The sequence below is a fragment of the Providencia sp. wls1916 genome (genome assembly GCF_009706585.1).
GTDB lineage: Bacteria > Pseudomonadota > Gammaproteobacteria > Enterobacterales > Enterobacteriaceae > Providencia > Providencia lanzhouensis.
The window spans coordinates 1-18642 of the sequence record NZ_WLUL01000006.1; the positions used below are offsets into that span (position 1 = coordinate 1).

Annotated in this window: 17 protein-coding genes and 1 rRNA gene; 16 read left to right on the forward strand and 2 right to left on the reverse strand. The window is 43.7% G+C overall.

The window, feature by feature from the left end:
• Nucleotides 1–143: 143 nt before the first annotated feature.
• The 6 genes from rrf to GKR61_RS02200 all read left to right on the forward strand — a co-directional run bounded on the left by rrf (nucleotide 144) and on the right by GKR61_RS02200 (nucleotide 5373).
• Nucleotides 144–259: ribosomal RNA gene (gene rrf / locus GKR61_RS02175) — 5S ribosomal RNA — on the forward strand.
• A gap of 629 nt (nucleotides 260–888) precedes the next feature.
• Nucleotides 889–1680: an endonuclease/exonuclease/phosphatase family protein gene (locus GKR61_RS02180; protein WP_187129611.1), complete on the forward strand. Its 792-nt coding sequence runs from the start codon at nucleotides 889–891 to the stop codon at nucleotides 1678–1680.
• 80 nt (nucleotides 1681–1760) lie between these two features.
• Nucleotides 1761–2330, forward strand: a complete 570-nt coding sequence (locus GKR61_RS02185; protein WP_154639511.1) for a DUF1287 domain-containing protein — start codon at nucleotides 1761–1763, stop codon at nucleotides 2328–2330.
• Between the two features lie 243 nt (nucleotides 2331–2573).
• On the forward strand, nucleotides 2574–3761 hold the full coding sequence (locus GKR61_RS02190; protein WP_108478389.1) for an NAD(P)/FAD-dependent oxidoreductase: 1188 nt from the start codon (nucleotides 2574–2576) through the stop codon (nucleotides 3759–3761).
• A gap of 13 nt (nucleotides 3762–3774) precedes the next feature.
• Nucleotides 3775–4167 carry a hypothetical protein gene (locus GKR61_RS02195; RefSeq protein WP_036955802.1) on the forward strand — a complete coding sequence of 131 codons (393 nt, stop codon included), beginning with the start codon at nucleotides 3775–3777 and terminating at the stop codon, nucleotides 4165–4167.
• Between the two features lie 15 nt (nucleotides 4168–4182).
• Nucleotides 4183–5373 (forward strand): methionine gamma-lyase, encoded by a 1191-nt coding sequence (locus GKR61_RS02200; RefSeq protein WP_154639512.1) that lies wholly within the window; start codon nucleotides 4183–4185, stop codon nucleotides 5371–5373.
• Nucleotides 5374–5475: 102 nt separating this feature from the next.
• On the opposite strand, the gene GKR61_RS02205 is transcribed toward GKR61_RS02200, so the two are convergent.
• Entirely contained in the window at nucleotides 5476–6843 is a 1368-nt protein-coding gene (locus tag GKR61_RS02205) for an amino acid permease (protein ID WP_108478386.1), read from the reverse strand.
• 177 nt (nucleotides 6844–7020) lie between these two features.
• Here GKR61_RS02205 and queE point away from each other — a divergent pair, with 177 nt between their 5' ends.
• On the forward strand, nucleotides 7021–7692 hold the full coding sequence (gene queE, locus GKR61_RS02210; RefSeq protein WP_108478385.1) for a 7-carboxy-7-deazaguanine synthase QueE: 672 nt from the start codon (nucleotides 7021–7023) through the stop codon (nucleotides 7690–7692).
• Nucleotides 7693–7745: 53 nt separating this feature from the next.
• Here queE and queD read toward each other — a convergent pair whose 3' ends face one another.
• On the reverse strand, nucleotides 7746–8111 hold the full coding sequence (gene queD / locus GKR61_RS02215; RefSeq protein ID WP_036955790.1) for a 6-carboxytetrahydropterin synthase QueD: 366 nt from the start codon (nucleotides 8109–8111) through the stop codon (nucleotides 7746–7748).
• A gap of 265 nt (nucleotides 8112–8376) precedes the next feature.
• Here queD and cysJ point away from each other — a divergent pair, with 265 nt between their 5' ends.
• The 9 genes from cysJ to ispD all read left to right on the forward strand — a co-directional run bounded on the left by cysJ (nucleotide 8377) and on the right by ispD (nucleotide 18637).
• On the forward strand, nucleotides 8377–10182 hold the full coding sequence (cysJ, locus tag GKR61_RS02220; protein WP_108478384.1) for an NADPH-dependent assimilatory sulfite reductase flavoprotein subunit: 1806 nt from the start codon (nucleotides 8377–8379) through the stop codon (nucleotides 10180–10182).
• Nucleotides 10182–11927 carry an assimilatory sulfite reductase (NADPH) hemoprotein subunit gene (gene cysI / locus GKR61_RS02225; protein ID WP_036955784.1) on the forward strand — a complete coding sequence of 582 codons (1746 nt, stop codon included), beginning with the start codon at nucleotides 10182–10184 and terminating at the stop codon, nucleotides 11925–11927. Before cysJ ends, cysI begins: the two co-directional genes overlap by 1 nt.
• Nucleotides 11924–12658 carry a phosphoadenylyl-sulfate reductase gene (locus GKR61_RS02230; protein ID WP_154639513.1) on the forward strand — a complete coding sequence of 245 codons (735 nt, stop codon included), beginning with the start codon at nucleotides 11924–11926 and terminating at the stop codon, nucleotides 12656–12658. Before cysI ends, GKR61_RS02230 begins: the two co-directional genes overlap by 4 nt.
• Before the next feature lie 303 nt (nucleotides 12659–12961).
• On the forward strand, nucleotides 12962–14374 hold the full coding sequence (gene cysG, locus GKR61_RS02235) for a siroheme synthase CysG (RefSeq protein WP_036955777.1): 1413 nt from the start codon (nucleotides 12962–12964) through the stop codon (nucleotides 14372–14374).
• A gap of 14 nt (nucleotides 14375–14388) precedes the next feature.
• The gene (gene cysD, locus GKR61_RS02240) at nucleotides 14389–15297 is read left to right on the forward strand and encodes a sulfate adenylyltransferase subunit CysD (RefSeq protein ID WP_036955774.1); all 909 of its coding nucleotides are present in this window, start codon (nucleotides 14389–14391) and stop codon (nucleotides 15295–15297) included.
• Nucleotides 15298–15321: 24 nt separating this feature from the next.
• Complete coding sequence (gene cysN / locus GKR61_RS02245) at nucleotides 15322–16764, forward strand: sulfate adenylyltransferase subunit CysN (protein WP_036955771.1); 1443 nt, start codon at nucleotides 15322–15324, stop codon at nucleotides 16762–16764.
• A gap of 4 nt (nucleotides 16765–16768) precedes the next feature.
• Nucleotides 16769–17392: an adenylyl-sulfate kinase gene (gene cysC, locus GKR61_RS02250; protein ID WP_036955768.1), complete on the forward strand. Its 624-nt coding sequence runs from the start codon at nucleotides 16769–16771 to the stop codon at nucleotides 17390–17392.
• Between the two features lie 159 nt (nucleotides 17393–17551).
• Nucleotides 17552–17848 (forward strand): cell division protein FtsB, encoded by a 297-nt coding sequence (gene ftsB, locus GKR61_RS02255; protein ID WP_036955764.1) that lies wholly within the window; start codon nucleotides 17552–17554, stop codon nucleotides 17846–17848.
• 60 nt (nucleotides 17849–17908) lie between these two features.
• Nucleotides 17909–18637, forward strand: coding sequence for a 2-C-methyl-D-erythritol 4-phosphate cytidylyltransferase (ispD, locus tag GKR61_RS02260; RefSeq protein WP_154639514.1), 729 nt, complete (start codon nucleotides 17909–17911; stop codon nucleotides 18635–18637).
• Nucleotides 18638–18642: the final 5 nt, after the last annotated feature.

Sequence of the window (18642 nt, forward strand, 5' to 3'; positions counted from 1 at the left end):
CCTGACAACACCGAAGGTGTTTTCGAGAAGAGAGATTAAGTTGATTTTCAAAGAAAGTGAGAATCCGGAAGGTAGACACACAGCTTGTTCAGGATTGATATTCTGGTTTAAGAGAAAACTTAGACGGGAATAAACAGAATTTGTCTGGCGGCAATAGCGCGGTGGTCCCACCTGACCCCATGCCGAACTCAGTAGTGAAACGCCGTAGCGCCGATGGTAGTGTGGGGTCTCCCCATGTGAGAGTAGGGAACTGCCAGACATTAAATTAGCCGAGAAGCCACCCATTGGGTGGCTTTTTTGCGTTTGGGGGCCTAAAAAATAGGTGATAAAAGGCAAGGTAGTCATCCTTTGAAGCGTGATTATCGAAACAGCCCCCTTCAGATCTCACTAATTTCGTTGTTCTTACTCTCTGGATGCCTGTATTTAAAGGCCACTATGCAAAAACTACCACCCGAAAATCATTATTCAAGACAAAAGACCGAATATCGCTCTGGCTTCCCGCCTTATAAACGGAGCTTTCATTGTCAATAACCATTATCAGTAATGAAGTTATCCTACATATTGAGTGAAAATCGACCGTCATATGAGCCCTATCTACTTTATATCCTAACCAAACAGCAAAGAATACCTCCATTACACGCACCTTTTTCCTTTGTTAAGTCGTTATCTAGCATATTTATCACGGTGAATGATAGAGAATTTGATGGAGATAGTCAGACTGACTTAGAAAGGTCGCAAAAAGGAATAATAAGTTCCGTAAGATTACCGGTAAGATATTTGATATACTGTACGTGAGTGAGTCAAACCAATGCCAAACTAGCATAGTTGGCAGCAATACTGTTGTTACCAATAATACTGTTGTTATCAATTTCGTAGGGAATCCGGTACGTGGCTAAAAGAACCTATTCTGTTCGGTACATTGCGGGCGAGCCTGCAAAACGTATTCAGCCTATGCCAATCCATATGCTGGGAGATTCTCTTCCTATAGGTCTTCCTCTGTTTCCTGCGGGCGAAACGCTGGACGTGGTTAGCTGGAATATTTATAAGCAGCAGCGACCCAATTGGAAATCTACGTTAGCAGAGCTTGTCAAAGAAAAGAAATTACTCTTGCTTCAAGAAGCTCAAATGTCCCCAGAGTTAGTTAATTTTGCGGCATCTCATCAACTCATTGCTGATCAAGTCCCTGCCTTACCTTTTTCTCCTCATCCATCAGGGGTAATGACTCTCGCGACAGCTCACCCTATTTATTGTTGTCCATTACGGGAAAAAGAGCCGCTATTACGTCTAGCTAAATCGGCTTTGATCACGGTTTATCCATTGCCTAATGGTAAGCATTTAATGGTCGCTAATGTACATGCAATCAACTTTAGTTTTGGGGTTGATGTATATACGAAGCAATTGAGCAAATTAGGTTCTCATATTAGCAAACATGTCGGTCCCGTTATTCTCGCGGGGGACTTTAATGCATGGAGCCGTCAGCGAGTAAATGCATTGAAGCGCTTTATTCGTTCAGTTGGCTTGAAGGAAGTTCTCTACAATTCAGATTTACGGACAAAAGCGTTTGGTCGTCCATTAGACTTTATGTTTTACCGCGGCTTAAAACTGAAGGAAAGCCACGTATTACAGACTGATGCGTCAGATCATAACCCTATCATTACCCAATTTAAATTAACTAAGTAATACCTTTTTAAGATTATCCCACCTTATTTATCCCTGTAATTATTGTAGATTTTATTCTCTATTTTATGGGGATTCATACCTTGAAACGATTACTATCTATCGCTTTACTATTTTGCACGCCCTATGCATTAGGAAAAAGTAACCCTGAGTTGGCAAAACAAGCCGAACAATTACCTCGCCTTGTTGTTTATGATTCATCTTATCGCCAGATAGATTACCCTAATGGGGATGTTCCCAGCCATTATGGTGTCTGTTCTGATGTTGTGATCCGCAGTTATCGTAAGTTGGGTATTGATCTTCAAAAACAGCTTCATGAAGATATTAAAAAAAACTTTAGCCAATATCCAAGTCAAAAAATGTGGGGGCTTCGTAAGCCTGATACCAATATTGATCATCGGCGAGTACCTAACTTAGAAACCTTTTTTGCACGAAAAGGTACTGTTAAACCTATTACGTTAAAAGGGGAGGATTATTTACCCGGTGATATCGTTTCATGGCGTTTAGATAACGGTCGTCCACATATAGGAATTGTGACATCCATCAAAGCGTCGAATAGTCGATATTACTTAGTGATGCACAATATTGGATATGGACAAGTTGCTGAGGATGTCTTGTTTAAATGGAAGATAGTTGGACATTATTCATATTAGTGTTTTTCTTTCAATGAGCTGCAATGAAATTTAATTTTATCACTTATGAATGCTTCACTTTTCTTTTACCAGAGAAAGCGTTTTAATATCTCAAAGTGATTAGTTTTTTTTGTTGATTCTCGAATTATATGCAATTTATTGTATTGGTTGTTATTGGTATTAAACTATATTTATTAAGTGTAAAGCACGGCGATGAGCAGGTTTTATTTATCGGGCTGTTTTATTTCTTAAGGATTTTAAATCATGAAAAATATAGTTATTGTGGGTGGTGGTACTGGCGGTACCATGTTAGCTAATATTTTGGCTAGAAAACTTAATAAAGACATTTTTTCTCAAAGAATAAAAATAACGTTAATAACAGATAATCCGATACATTATTATAAACCTGCATTTATGTATGTGGCTTTTAATATGTTCTTTAAAGAAGAACTAAGCCGACCTGAGCGTGAATTATTAAGACCAGAAATTGAATTAGTAATTGATAAAGTTGACTCATTTGATTTTAAAAATAAAGAATTATACTCAAGAAATAATAAAAAATATCACTATGACTATTTAGTCGTTGCCACAGGGTGTATCCCTAGACCTGAGCGTATTGAAGGATTAAAGGAAATAGGTAACCATTTTTATGCTTATGATGCCTCGCGTAAATTAGCCGACCAATTATCTAAGATTGAAAAAGGTCGTATTTTTATTACCGTTTCATTTCCTGAAACACCAAACGTTCCCCATCAGTGTGGTATAGCGCCGATGGAAACAACACTCATGATTGATGAGTTTTTACGTAAACGTCGAGTTAGAGATAATATTGAAATTGTTTATACCTATCCAACGGTTGCACAATTACTGCGTAATTGTTTATTCATGCAACAGCCGGTTTGCGAAGTCATTCCTGAAGTGTTTGTAGCTCGAAATATTAAAGCTCAAAGAGGGTTTACTTTAAATAAAGTCGACCCAGATAAGAAATTAGCTTATTCCAAAGAAGGTGATGAGCAGCCTTTCGATTTATTAATTAGCACTCCACCTATTACCGCAGTAGAGGCGGTCGTAAATACCGGATTAAGTGAACACAATAATGGTGAAGGTTGGTTACCAACAGACCATGAAACAATGCAAGTCTATGGTGTTGAAGGTGTTTATGTTATTGGTGATACAGTTGATTTACCAATTAGTAAAGCGGGGGGGAGCTGCCATAACCAAGCTGCAATTATTGCTGATAATATTTGTGGTGAGTTAATTTATGGTTACCCAGCGGCTATTTATGATGGTCGAGTACAAGCTGTTGCTCAAATGGGATTAACGGCGGGTATGCCTTTGCAATACGATTACAAGCACGATGTTATTCCAACTCCGCCAACAAAGCTCGGTGGATTACTAAGAAATGGCTTCAATAGAGGTATTTATTGGGCAGCAATCCGTGGCTTAGTTTAATAAGGAATTAAAAATGTCGAATAATGAAAATCAAAGTAAATTGGTTGAACTATTAAGTTCCGAATCTGGTAATCATCTTGCTGAAAAATTAGCACCGTTATTACACTTAAATCGCTTAGACAATATTGTGGATCTGCTTTCACTAGTATCTGACCTTGTTGATATATTAGATAACAGTACAGTAGAACGATTATCAAATTCTTTTGAAGATACTTTAGTGCCTGTATGGGAATTAGGTACTGCCTACAATATGGCAAAAATGGAAGGAATACATGATAGTAAAAATCCTAACTTTCGCTCAGTGTATGGATTATTAAAAGATCCAAATACATTGCGTGGAATTACGACGCTTTTGCGAACAATGCAAATTGTCGGTTCTCGATTATCTCAATCCCAAGGAGGGTAATTTTTCGGAGGTGGTATGAGTTTAGATATAAAACGTTCTTTCGAAACACGGGCAATTCATAGTCACTATAATGCACAAGATCATTTAGGTTCATTGGCATCGCCAATTTATCAAACATCGACTTATGTATTTAAAAGTGTCGAAGAGGGCGCAGCCTGTTTTAGTGGTGAAAAAGATGGCTATATTTATACCCGAATTAATAACCCAACATTAAATCTATTGGAAAATAGAATTGCCTCTCTTGAAGAGGGAGAGGCGGCAATTGTGTTCTCGTCAGGTATGGGCGCAATCACGGCTACATTTTGGACATTATTAAATCCGGGTGATGAACTGTTAGTGGACTTAACAGTTTATGGCTGTACTTATGCCTTTTTTCATCATGGGTTGGCTCGATTTGGTGTGAAAATTAAGCACATTGATATGAGTGATCCAGAGTGTGTCGCTCAAGCCATTACGAAAAAAACGCGCATGATATTCTTTGAGTCACCCGCTAACCCGAACATGCGTTTGGTGGATATTGCTGCGGTGAGTGAGATTGCTCATCGACATAATATCTTAGTGGTAGTCGATAACACCTATTGCACGCCGTATATTCAAACACCACTGACATTGGGGGCGGATATTGTGCTGCACTCGTTGACCAAGTACATGAATGGTCATGGGGATGCTATGGGGGGAGCGGTAGCCACAACGGCAGAGTACGCAAAACTAATTCGATTAGTGGGGTTGAAGGATATGACGGGGGCATGCTTATCTCCTCATGACGCTAACCTGATTATTCGAGGAATGAAAACCTTGTCTGTTCGTATGGATAGGATAGTCCAAAGCACACAGAAAATTGCTGAATATTTAGAAGTGAACCCAAAAGTCGCTACCATTATGTACCCGGGTTTGCCGAGTTTTGAGCAGTACCATTTAGCTCAAAAGCAGATGAAATTAGCCGGAGGCATGATTGCATTTGAGCTAAAAGGGGGGCTGGAAGCAGGCAAGCGGTTCTTAAACCATTTAACGCTGTTCTCTAGGGCGGTGAGTTTGGGAGATTGCGAGTCATTGGCGCAGCATCCTGCCAGTATGACTCATTCGACCTATACACCGGAAGAAAGGCTGCAATATGGCATTAGTGATGGGCTGATTCGACTATCTATTGGTTTAGAAAATGTCGATGAGTTAATTGCAGATATTGAACAGGCGCTTGCGTCAGCGTGATGTAGTAGAACTAACGGTTCCATAAAATCAAAAATCATTAAAAAAACAGCCCTAGATCTGTTCGATGTAGGGCTGTTTTATTGATCTCTTAATGAAAAGGGATCAACGTTTTTGGTAATAACGCATCGCAAAGAAAGTGATACTGAGTAAAGCCACCCACACAAAGCCTACGATCAGCGCCACTTGCGTATCTTTAAAGAAGCCTAATAAAGCGATAACAAACACCATAAATGCGATGGTGATTGCTGGACCTACAGGCCAGAACGGTACAGGGAATTTCAGTTTTTTGATTTCTTCTTGGCTCATCTTGCGGCGCATTGCCACTTGTGACAGTAAAATCATTAACCAGACCCACACCGTTGCGAAGGTCGCGATTGACGCGATGATCACAAAGATTTTTTCTGGTAACAGGTAGTTCAGATAAACCCCTAATAACATCACAACGGACATCACCAGCACTGTTACCCATGGCACACCGCTTTTGGTCAGTTTAGTAAAGACTTTCGGTGCTTGCCCATCTTGAGCCATACCATACATCATGCGACCTGCGCCAAAAATATCACTGTTGATAGCGGAAATTGCAGCTGTGATCACCACGATATTCAGGATATTGGCTGCGGATTGAATACCTAAGCTATCGAAGATTTGGACAAACGGACTACCGTTTTGACCGATTTGATTCCATGGGTAGATACACATCAGGATAAACAGCGTTAATCCATAGAATAATAGAATACGGATAGGCACCGCATTGATAGCTTTAGGTATGGTTTTTTCAGGATTTTGCGCTTCACTTGCCGTGATACCAATTACCTCAATACCACCAAAAGCAAACATAACGATGGCTAGAGAGGCTATCACCCCTTCAATGCCATTTGGCATAAAGCCGCCATGCTCCCACAAGTTTTGGATACCCACTTCATGGTTAGTTTCTTGACCAAAACCGTAGATCATCAAGAAGGCACCGCCGACAATCATGGCAATAATGGCACTAACTTTAATAATCGATAGCCAGAATTCCATCTCACCGAAAATCTTAACGTGGCAAAGATTGAGGGCGCTAATAAATAGCACGATACTCAATACCCATACCCATTGGTCGACATGCGGGAACCAGAAGCCCATATACATCCCGAAGGCCGTAATATCGGCTAAACAGACTACCAGCATTTCAAATACGTAGTTCCAACCTGTTAAAAAACCCGCTAGAGGACCCATATAATGGCTTGCGTAGTGAGAGAATGAACCAGGGACTGGATGATGAACCGCCATTTCGCCGAGGGCACGCATCACCATAAATACAGCGGCACCACCTAACATGTAGGCAAGTAACACCGCAGGACCTGCTGCCTGAATCGCAGACGCAGAACCGTAGAATAGCCCAGTACCAATCGCTGACCCTAAGGCCATAAAGCGAATGTGCCGGACACTCAGCCCCTTTCTGAGTTGATTTTGTTCACTACTTTGCATGTCTTTTCCTGTCATTGACTTTATTTCGAAATATTGTACCGAATATTGTTTCGGTTTCGTTGTTTGAGTTGACGTACTTTCCTGAACGCAGGGTGACTACATTATCACAAAGTGCATTGCCCGCGAGATAGATATCTGCAATATAATATGCGCCAAATGGAATCTTCTAGGAGCAATATGAAATACCCAATTAATGAAATCTTCCAAACTTTACAGGGGGAAGGTGTTTTTACTGGCGTCCCTGCTGTTTTTATTCGTTTGCAAGGCTGTCCAGTGGGCTGTAGTTGGTGCGATACCAAACAGACCTGGGACAAAGAGCCCGCGAAGGAATCCACATTGGGTGATATTGCATTAAAAACACAAGACAGTGATTTATGGGCAATGTCCGATGCCGAAAGCTTAATCCAACTGATGCAACAAAACGGCTATACCGCAAAACACATTGTGATAACGGGTGGAGAGCCGTGCATTTATGATTTAACGAACTTAACGCAATCCCTTGAAGCGAATGGGTTTCAATGCCAGATTGAAACCAGCGGCACTTACCCAATCATCTGCACTGAAAATACCTGGGTCACTGTCTCGCCGAAAGTGGGTATGAAAGGTGGATTGCAAGTACTCGAACAGGCGATTAATCGAGCCAATGAAATCAAGCATCCTGTAGCGCGTGAAAAGGATATTGAAGCCCTTGATCAGCTATTATCTTTGCGAACTCAAGGGGAGTCACCGATTGTGGCGCTTCAGCCTATTAGCCAAAAAATGTCAGCGACGAAGCTATGTATTGATACCTGCATCCAACGCAACTGGCGGCTATCCATTCAAACCCATAAATATTTAAATATTCAGTAATCATTATGTCTTTGAGCTGTAGGTGATAACTTACAGCTCAGCACCTATTTGACTTAGGCTTCTCCGCGATATACACAGCCTGCATTGCAGGTTTCTTTAACCGTAATGGCACTTAATAGTGGTAACAGTGGCTTGGTTTGCTGCCAAATCCAGCGAGCAAGTACTTCACTGGTTGGGTTTTCTAACCCTTCAATCTCATTTAAATAGTGATGGTCTAGACGCTCATAGATAGGTTTAAAGGCGCTTTTCACATCAGCAAAATCCATGATCCATCCCGTATGCGCATCAATTTCACCCGTGATTTCTAAGCGCACCATGAAAGAGTGCCCATGCAGGCGACCACATTTATGCCCCTCGGGTACATGAGGAAGGCGGTGGGCTGCTTCAAAGTGAAAATCTTTGTAGATGGTTGTGCTCATAAATTTCTCCTTACTAATGTTTAGTAGCGTATTCTACTGTTATTTTTACTCAAAATGTCGTTATTTATCGATTTCTGGCTAATCTTTTTATTCGATATTCATCATCGAATATTTTCTTTAGGATTTTTAGCTATTAGTTATGGCTATAGTTTCTTATCTTCCTAGTTATGGCTGTTATAACCTTTATCTTCATTTGGGATAGAGAATGGCATATATAACGTTTTATTGACTATTCAATGATGGATCACGTTGGAGTGACAAAATAATGCAAAACAAGCAACCTCCATTATCAGCATTACCGATTTCGACGGAGCAATTAGGGCGCTTACAAACCGCAGTGGGGGATTATTCATCCCATCAACTGGCTTGGCTATCTGGCTATTTGTGGGGAATGGTGAATCAAAACAGTGCGCAAAGTGAATCTGTTCCTGCAAGCAATGCGCCTCAAGAAACCGTGACCATTATTTCAGCCTCCCAAACGGGTAATGCCCGTCGTTTAGCTGAGCAGCTTCGAGAAAAGCTACTGAGTGAGAAAATCAGTGCCAATTTAGTCAATGCTGGTGATTACAAGTTTAAGCAGATCAACCAAGAGAAAGTGGTGATCGTTGTGGCATCCACCCAAGGTGAAGGGGAGCCAGCCGAAGAGGCTGTTGCATTACATAAGTATTTGAATTCGAAGAAAGCACCCGATCTTTCATCCGCCCATTATGCAGTTTTTGCGCTTGGCGATTCTTCTTATGAGCATTTTTGCCAAGCAGGAAAAGATTTCGATAGCCAGTTTGAGAAACTCGGGGCGAGTGCGTTGCTTCCTCGGGTCGATGCGGATGTTGAATATCAGGCATTGGCAGACGAGTGGGTAAGCTCTTTGACGCAGATTTTAAAAGCGCGAGTACCTGCTCAGTCAGATAGCCAGCTCATCAATACTCAATCTGGCAGTGTGAATCAGCTCGATTCTTCCCCATACACCAAAACGGCGCCATTAACCGCCTCGCTGTTGAGTAACCAAAAGATCACGGGGCGCGGATCGGACAAAGATGTGCGCCATATTGAGATTGATTTGGGGAATTCTGGTTTACGCTATCAGCCGGGAGATGCACTAGGCGTGTGGTTTGATAATGACCCTGCGTTAGTGGATGAGCTGATTAGCCTGTTATGGCTACAAGGGGATGAAGACGTATTTATTGGTCAACAGCGCCATTCGCTGCGTGATGCGTTAACTTACCAGCTGGAACTGACCCAAAATACCCATTTGATCGTCGAAAAATACGCTCAGTTATCCAAAGACGATAGCTTATTAGGCTTGATCAGTGATAAGCCAGCCATTATGCAGTATGCACAAACCACTCCTATCGTTGATATGGTACGCCAAGCGGCGGCTCAACCAAGTGCGCAAGAGTTTGTGGATTTACTGCGCCCATTAACGCCACGCTTGTATTCCATTTCTTCTTCACAGGCAGAAGCGACGGATGAAGTCCATGCTACCGTCGGGGTTGTACGCTATGAGATTGATGGACGTCCAAGAACAGGTGGTGCTTCTGGCTTCTTAGCGGATCGTCTCAATGAAGGTGACGAACTGCGGGTGTTTATTGAACATAATGATAATTTCCGCCTACCCGCAGACTCAAATACTCCCGTGATTATGATTGGTCCGGGAACGGGAATTGCCCCATTCCGCGCTTTCTTACAACAACGTGATAACGACGGTAGCGAAGGTAAAAACTGGCTGTTTTTTGGCAATCCGCACTTTGTTGACGACTTCTTATATCAAGTCGAATGGCAGCGTTATGTCAAAGACGGTTTGCTGACCCATATTTCATTAGCGTGGTCGCGGGATCAGGCTGAAAAAGTGTATGTGCAAGACAAATTGCGCGAACAAGGTAGCGAAGTGTGGGACTGGATCCAACAAGGCGCACATATTTATGTGTGTGGGGATGCAAATCGCATGGCGAAAGATGTGGAACAAGCATTATTGGATGTCATCAGCGAGCACGGGCACATGGATGAAGAGCAAGCGGATGACTTTTTAAGTGAGCTGCGTGTGATGCGCCGTTATCAGAGGGACGTTTATTAATGAGCAATGAACATCAAAAAGTTGCACCTCAGCCGGCCTTAGTGGTTGAAGGAAAGCTCGCTGACAGCGAGCGGATGAAGCAGCAAAGTAACTATTTACGAGGCACTATCAAAGACGATCTCAAAAACGGCTTAACAGGCGGTTTTGACGGAGATAATTTCTTGCTGATCCGTTTTCACGGAATGTATCAACAAGATGACAGAGATATTCGCGCAGAGCGAGCAGAGCAGAAGTTAGAACCGCGTCATGCCATGATGCTGCGTTGTCGCTTACCGGGAGGCATCATTACCCCGAAACAGTGGCTCGATATTGATAAATTTGCCTCTGAGCACACGTTATACGGCAGCATTCGTATTACCAACCGTCAAACATTCCAGTTTCACGGTATTCTCAAAGGGGATGTGAAGCCGGCGCACCAAATGCTCAGCCATGTGGGGCTGGATGCGTTAGCTACCGCCAATGACGTAAACCGTAACGTACTGTGTACGTCTAACCCTGTGCAGTCTGAACTGCATCAGCAAGCCTATGAATGGGCGAAAAAAATCTCTGAGCATTTGCTACCTCGCACCAGTGCGTATGCTGAGATTTGGTTGGATAAAGAAAAGATTGTGACCACCGATGAAGAGCCGATTCTAGGGCAAACCTATCTTCCTCGGAAATTTAAAACTACCGTGGTGATCCCACCGCTAAATGATGTGGATCTCCATGCTAATGATATGAACTTTGTGGCGATTGCTGAAAAAGGGCAATTGATCGGTTTCAACGTGCTGGTGGGCGGCGGTTTAGCGATGACCCACGGCGATACCAACACGTTCCCACGTCTTGCCAGTGAATTTGGTTTTATTCCCTTAGATAAAACCTTGGCAATTGCTGAAGCGATTGTCACTACGCAGCGTGATTGGGGAAACCGGACTGATCGTAAAAATGCCAAAACCAAATACACCCTTGAGCGAGTTGGGATAGAGGTGTTTAAAGCGGAAGTGGAAAAACGAGCTGGTGTGCAGTTTGACGCTATTCGTCCTTACCAATTTACGGAGCGTGGCGACCAAATTGGTTGGTTAAAAGGCATTGATAATCGCTGGCATTTAACCTTATTTGTGGAGAATGGGCGCTTAATCGACTTAGCGGACAAACCGTTAAAAACCGGCGTCGCCGAGATCGCGAAAATCCATAAAGGGGACTTTCGCCTGACGGCCAACCAAAACTTAATTGTGGCGGGGATTGAGGAAGAAGACAAAGCGGCAATAGAGAAAATTGCTATTGAGCACGGTTTGATGAGCAATGAAGTGACGCGTCAGCGTGAAAACTCGATGGCGTGTGTCTCTTTCCCAACCTGTCCGCTAGCGATGGCGGAAGCGGAGCGCTTTTTACCGGAGTTCGTCACGCAAGTTGAAAACATCATGGCAGCGCATCATGTGGCGAATGAGCATATTGTTTTACGTGTAACTGGCTGCCCAAATGGTTGTGGTCGCGCGATGCTGGCGGAAGTTGGGCTGGTGGGTAAAGCTCTCGACCGTTATAACTTACATTTAGGTGGAAATCGCATCGGTACGCGTATCCCTAGAATGTATAAGGAAAATATCAGCAGTGCAGAGATTTTAGCCATCATGGATGAGCTGATTGGTCGCTGGGCGGCTGAACGTCAACCGAATGAAGGTTTTGGTGATTACCTGATCCGCGCTAACGTCGTGAAGCCAGTACTCAACTCAGCTATCGACTTTTACGAGGTCAAGGAGGCGGTATGAGCCGACTTCAATTAGCGCAAGTTCAGCCGTTAGATAAACAGGCTCAAGTTGCTTATTTAGCGGAATTCAACGCGAAACTTGAAGAAATGACTGCGCTAGCTCGCGTTGAATGGGCGGTTGAACATCTTCCTGCTGAATTCGTGTTGTCATCAAGCTTTGGCATCCAAGGTGCTTTGGCGCTGCACTTAGTCACGCAAGTGGTCCCCAATATTCCTGTGATTTTAACGGATACGGGTTATTTGTTTCCTGAAACTTACCAGTTTATTGAACAGTTAACGGAACGGTTAAACTTAAACTTGAAAGTGTACCGAGCGGAAACCAGCCCTGCATGGCAAGAAGCCATTCATGGGCAGTTGTGGACTCAAGGGGTTGAAGGAATTGAGCGTTATAACCAATTGAACAAAGTAGAGCCTATGACGCGGGCGCTGCATGAATTGCAGGCGCAAAGTTGGTTTTCAGGACTAAGACGAGAACAATCGGCGAGCCGAGCAGCGTTACCAGTGCTGAGTATTGGACGCGGGATTTTTAAAATTCTGCCAGTGATTGATTGGAATAATAAAGAAGTTTATCAGTATTTGACCAAACATAATTTACCCTACCATCCATTATGGGAAAAAGGGTATTTATCGGTGGGAGATACTCATACCAGTCGTCCATGGGAATCCGGTATGAGTGAAGAGCAAACTCGTTTCTTTGGTTTAAAGCGTGAATGCGGGCTACATGAAAATTAATGTTTTTTTAAAAAACTAAAGACTTCGTTTAAATAATTAATTACTTACATTACTAATAAGTAGAAAGTTAATTTATTTGTGTAATAACAAAGGGATGCCTTTATCTAAAATAAGGGTGTCCCTTTATTTTTTATTTATGTCAAATCGCGGAAGATAGGCTTAATTTACTGGGTTTTCCCCTCTTTATTTAGCTTATGCCTTTCTGTTCCTATTCATGCTTTTTTGTCATTTCAAAGTGACCAATTCACGCCATATAGTCAATTTCATTGCTCTTATAATTAAAATGTTGGATGGAAGCGATTTATGGATTATCTACCCTTATTTGTGAGTGTGCGAGAAAGACAAGTTGTCTTGATTGGCGGCGGTGTGGTCGCCGCACGTAAAGCCGAATTACTATTGAAAGCCCATGCCTCGCTGGTGGTGATTTCCCCTGAACTTTGCGAAAGCTTGCAGTTGGCTTATCAACAAAAACAATTGCACTGGGTACAGCAACCTTATCAAGCTTATCACCTTGATGATGCTTACTTGGTGATTGCTGCCACGGATGACCAAGCGCTCAATGAGAAAGTTTTTCATGATGCACAGCAGAGACATATTTTTGTCAATGTGGTGGATGACCAGCCCCTCTGTTCCTTTATTGTTCCCTCGATTATCGACCGTTCTCCCATTATGGTGGCGATTTCATCGGGTGGCACCGCGCCTGTGTTAGCAAAATTATTACGGGAAAAACTGGAAACCTTGCTGCCAACATCGTTGGGAAAAATGGCGGAGATTGCAGGGCGCTGGCGTGAGCGCGTAAAACAGAATCTGACTAAGCTCAGTGAGCGTAAACGTTTTTGGGAATTGAGTTTTAGCGGGCGCTTTGCCTCTTTGGTGGAAAGCGGGCAACTGGATGATGCCGAAAAGCAGCTGGAGCAACAGCTAGCGAAGCCGGATAACCAAGGGGAGTTAACCTTAGTGGGGGCTGGACCGGGTGATGCGGGGCTATTAACACTTAAAGGCTTGAGAGTTCTACAAAATGCGGATGTAGTGCTGTATGACCATCTGGTGAGCACGGAAATCCTTGATCTTGTTCGCCGTGATGCAGACAAAGTCTGTGTGGGTAAGCGAGCAGGAAATCATAGCGTTTCCCAAGAGGAAACTAATCAATTGATCGTCAACTATGCCCAGCAAGGCAAAAAGGTTGTTCGCTTAAAAGGTGGGGATCCGTTTATTTTTGGTCGTGGTGGTGAAGAGTTGCAAGTTGCTGCCGAAGCCAACATTCCTTTTCAAGTTGTACCCGGTATCACCGCCGCTATTGGTGCGGCGGCTTATGCGGGGATCCCACTGACCCACAGAGAACACGCGCAGAGTATCACGTTTATTACCGGACATTGCCGACAAGAAGGAGCGGAGTTGGACTGGCAAGCATTAGCTCGCGGTCACCAAACTCTGGCTATCTACATGGGCACTGTGACAGCCGCTAATATTCGCCAGCAGCTTATTCAATATGGACGTCATCGAGATACCCCCGTAGCCGTGATTGGTTGTGGGACTCGGCAAAATCAAAAAGTGATTGTGGGAGCGTTGCATGAATTGGAGTCATTGGCTCAGCAAGCGCCAGCACCTGCATTAATCGTCATTGGTGAAGTGGCGGCATTACATCAGCAGCTGGCGTGGTTTGGTCAGCAACCCGAAACCATTCAATGGCGCTCAGCCGTGCTGGAATTGGCTTAATCGAGGAGTAAATCGTGAACGAAAAAAAATTAACCCACTTACAGCAATTAGAAGCGGAAAGTATTCATATTATTCGTGAAGTGGCGGCGGAATTTGCTAACCCTGTGATGCTCTATTCCATTGGTAAAGACTCATCCGTGATGCTGCATTTGGCTCGAAAAGCATTTTACCCTGGGACTATCCCTTTCCCTTTGCTGCATGTGGATACCGGATGGAAATTTCGTGAAATGTACCAGTTCCGTGATGAGACGGCGAAAAAATACGGTTTTGAATTATTGATTCACCGAAATCCTGAAGGGGAGCGTCTCGGTATCAATCCGTTTGTTCATGGTAGCGCTAAGCATACAGATATCATGAAAACCGAGGGTTTAAAGCAGGCGCTAGATAAATATGGCTTTGATGCCGCGTTCGGTGGTGCTAGGCGTGATGAAGAAAAATCACGCGCAAAAGAACGAATTTATTCATTCCGTGATCGCTCGCATCGCTGGGATCCGAAAAACCAAAGACCGGAGCTTTGGCACAATTACAACGGGCAAATTAATAAAGGGGAAAGTATCCGCGTCTTCCCATTATCCAATTGGACTGAGCTGGATATTTGGCAATATATCTACTTAGAAAACATCGATATTGTCCCACTCTATTTTGCGGATGAACGTCCTGTGATTGAGCGTGATGGCACCTTAATCATGGTGGATGATGGGCGTATAGAGCTAAAAGCGGGAGAGGTCATCGCCAAGAAAAAAGTACGTTTTCGGACATTAGGCTGCTGGCCATTGACGGGGGCTGTGCCGTCGAATGCCAGCACACTACCTGAAATTATCGAAGAGATGTTGCTATCCACCACCAGTGAACGCCAAGGGCGTTTGATTGATAGTGACCAATCCGCCTCTATGGAGCTGAAAAAGCGCCAAGGCTATTTTTAATCAATCGGTGAGGAGAGCAACATCATGGCTGAATTAGCGTATAACGACGCAATGGCGCATCAAATTCAACAGCAAGGTGGCGTAGAAGCTTACTTGCTGGCTCAGCAACATAAGGGATTATTGCGATTTCTTACCTGTGGCAATGTGGATGATGGGAAAAGTACCTTGATTGGACGCTTGCTGCATGACACTCAACAAATCTACCAAGATCAATTGTCAGTTTTACAAAGCGACAGTAAGCGGATAGGGACTCAAGGCGAGAAATTGGATCTGGCATTGCTGGTGGATGGATTAGCGGCTGAACGCGAACAGGGGATCACCATCGATGTGGCATATCGCTATTTTTCGACGGAAAAACGCAAGTTTATCATCGCGGATACCCCCGGACATGAACAATATACCCGCAATATGGCGACAGGCGCATCAACGTGCTCACTCTCTATTCTGTTGATCGATGCTCGAAAAGGCATTCAAGAGCAAACGCGACGCCACAGTTTTATTAGTACGCTTTTGGGGATCCGCCATTTGATCGTCGCGGTGAATAAGATGGATCTGGTGGATTATAGTCAGTCCGTGTTTGATAAAATTCAGCAAGATTACCAGCAATTTGCGCAGCAACTTCCGGTAGATTTAAACGTCTGGTTTGTGCCAATCTCTGCACTGGATGGGGACAACATCGTATCGCCAAGCGAGAATTTGCCATGGTATCAAGGGGAAACGTTATTGTCGTTACTGGAAACGGTGCAAGTCACTCAGACGGCCGCTGACCAGCCATTGCGTTTTCCTGTGCAATATGTGAATCGTCCAAACTTAGATTTTCGTGGCTACAGTGGCACCGTGTCATCGGGGGTTGTACAGGTAGGGCAAAGAGTGAAAGTGCTGCCTTCAGGAAGCGTTTCAACCATCAAAGAGATTGTGACATTTTCCGGTAACCCGACTTCAGCCATTGCGGGTGAGGCGATTACGATAGTACTAAACGATGAGATTGATATCAGTCGCGGCGATTTAATTGTCGCTGAAAATGAGGAGCTGCTTGCGAGTCAGCATGCATTAGTGGATGTGGTGTGGATGTCAGAACAGCCGCTGGTGCAAGGTCAACAAGTGGATATTAAAGTGGCAGGCAAGCGAAGCCGAGGCAAAGTTGAAAACATTCAGTATCAAGTGGATGTGAATAACTTAACTCAGAAAGTGGCCACTGAACTGCCGTTGAACGGCATCGGTTTGGTGGAGTTTTCATTCGATGAACCGTTACTACTGGAAAATTACCAAAATAATGGGGATACCGGTGGGATGATTTTGATTGATAGGCTAACAAACGTGACGGTGGGGGCAGGGCTAGTTCGAGAAGCGCAGCCAGAAGAAACGGTACACCTTGGTGAATTTAGCCAATTCGAAATTGAGCTTAACCAACTGATCCGCCGCCACTTCCCTCATTGGGGTGCCCGCGATGTGTTAGGTGGGAAGTAACGTTATGGATACATTGGAAAATGGTCGGTCGGAGAATATTGTTTGGCATTCCCATAATGTGACTCGGCAATGGCGAGAGCAGCACAATGGTCACAAAGGCGCAGTGCTGTGGTTGACGGGCTTATCGGGATCAGGAAAGTCCACGTTGGCGGGGGCGATAGAGATACAATTGGCGAATTTGGGGATCAAAACCTATCTTCTAGATGGAGATAATGTTCGCCATGGATTATGTCGTGACCTTGGATTTGGTGATGGGGATCGGCAGGAAAATATTCGACGAATTGGCGAAGTTGCAAAGTTAATGGTGGATGCGGGGCTGATTGTGGCGACGGCGTTTATTTCTCCCTATCAAGAAGATAGACAGCGAGTTCGCGAATTGTTTGAACCTGATCAGTTCTATGAGTTGTATGTGGATACGCCCATTGAAGTTTGTGAAAAGCGAGATCCCAAAGGGTTATATCAGCAAGCGCGAGCAGGGAAAATATCTCATTTCACGGGGATTGATTCGCCTTATCAACCACCACAAAATCCAGAACTTCACCTTGATGGCCTGCGTCCTATTCATGATTCTTTAGCGCAGGTGATTCAACTGCTGCAACAGCGAAATATCATTTCTATAGCAAATTGATTTTACATAAATATCATCCTTTTCTACATTTATAGGGAATTGGGTGATATTTAATCTCTTCTAGCGCGAACAATTCTGACTTTTTTAGACAATATTTGCATCGCAGTAGCGTCATGCGCTTAGTTATGGGATGATTAGCAAATCATTTCAGGGGGCAAGATGGGTAAATTAACGCTACTATTAATTGCGATATTAGCTTGGTTACAATATTCCTTATGGTTAGGCAAAAATGGCATCCATGACTATGTCAAAGTCAAGGATGATGTTGCTGCGCAGGAAATTGTGAATACGCGTTTAAAACAGCGTAATGAGCAGCTATTTGCAGAAATCAATGACTTGAATGATGGTCAGGATGCAATTGAAGAACGCGCACGTAGCGAGCTAGGTATGTTAAAACCTGGGGAATCATTCTATCGAATGGTCAAAGAGCGTAATAATCCACCGTCATCTCAATAATCATCGTGTAGGGTCGACCACACCCAAGAGCCTGATAATTTCTGATGTAAGATTCGAATCATGATAAATCCAAGAACATCCAGCGCAGCACCGATTGTTGCGTTGATCCCCGCTGCCGGAGTGGGCAGTCGTATGAATGCAGATTGCCCAAAGCAATATTTGTCGATCGCAGGGAAAACCATTATTGAACACACCATTGATGCCTTATTGCGCAGTGGAGACGTACAAAAAATCGTGGTTGCATTAAGCGCTGAAGATGATTATTTCCATCACCTCGATATTGCCAAAGATCCTCGCGTTGTCACGGTTATCGGGGGGAAAGAGCGTGCAAATTCAGTATTATCAGGATTAAACTATCTGGTTTCGCAACCTGAGTATGATGATGCTTGGGTATTGGTGCATGATGCGGCACGTCCGTGTCTGCATTTAGATGATTTAAATACTATCGTTCAGTTAGCCACTCAGAATGATTGTTGTGGGGGGATACTGGCGGCTCCGGTTCGGGATACGATGAAACGGGGCGTGGAGGGAACGCAAGGTATTTCCCATACTGTTGAGCGAGAAGCGCTCTGGCATGCCTTAACACCGCAGTTTTTCCCATTAGTATTACTACGTGACTGTTTAGATAAAGCATTGAAAGAAAATGCAGTAATCACGGATGAGGCTTCCGCACTTGAGCATTGCGGTTATCAACCGATATTAGTATCAGGGCGAGCTGATAACCTTAAGGTGACGCGACCAGAGGACTTGGCGCTAGCGGAATTTTATCTTTCAAGAATGAAATCATAAGGAAA

Coding starts and splice junctions, on each gene's coding strand:
- GKR61_RS02190 (WP_108478389.1), top strand. CDS start 2,574: ATGAAAAATATAGTTATTGTGGGTGGTGGTACTGGCGGTACCATGTTA.
- GKR61_RS02195 (WP_036955802.1), top strand. CDS start 3,775: ATGTCGAATAATGAAAATCAAAGTAAATTGGTTGAACTATTAAGTTCC.
- GKR61_RS02200 (WP_154639512.1), top strand. CDS start 4,183: ATGAGTTTAGATATAAAACGTTCTTTCGAAACACGGGCAATTCATAGT.
- GKR61_RS02205 (WP_108478386.1), bottom strand. CDS start 6,843: ATGCAAAGTAGTGAACAAAATCAACTCAGAAAGGGGCTGAGTGTCCGG.
- queE (WP_108478385.1), top strand. CDS start 7,021: ATGAAATACCCAATTAATGAAATCTTCCAAACTTTACAGGGGGAAGGT.
- queD (WP_036955790.1), bottom strand. CDS start 8,111: ATGAGCACAACCATCTACAAAGATTTTCACTTTGAAGCAGCCCACCGC.
- cysJ (WP_108478384.1), top strand. CDS start 8,377: ATGCAAAACAAGCAACCTCCATTATCAGCATTACCGATTTCGACGGAG.
- cysI (WP_036955784.1), top strand. CDS start 10,182: ATGAGCAATGAACATCAAAAAGTTGCACCTCAGCCGGCCTTAGTGGTT.
- GKR61_RS02230 (WP_154639513.1), top strand. CDS start 11,924: ATGAGCCGACTTCAATTAGCGCAAGTTCAGCCGTTAGATAAACAGGCT.
- cysG (WP_036955777.1), top strand. CDS start 12,962: ATGGATTATCTACCCTTATTTGTGAGTGTGCGAGAAAGACAAGTTGTC.
- cysN (WP_036955771.1), top strand. CDS start 15,322: ATGGCTGAATTAGCGTATAACGACGCAATGGCGCATCAAATTCAACAG.
- cysC (WP_036955768.1), top strand. CDS start 16,769: ATGGATACATTGGAAAATGGTCGGTCGGAGAATATTGTTTGGCATTCC.
- ftsB (WP_036955764.1), top strand. CDS start 17,552: ATGGGTAAATTAACGCTACTATTAATTGCGATATTAGCTTGGTTACAA.
- ispD (WP_154639514.1), top strand. CDS start 17,909: ATGATAAATCCAAGAACATCCAGCGCAGCACCGATTGTTGCGTTGATC.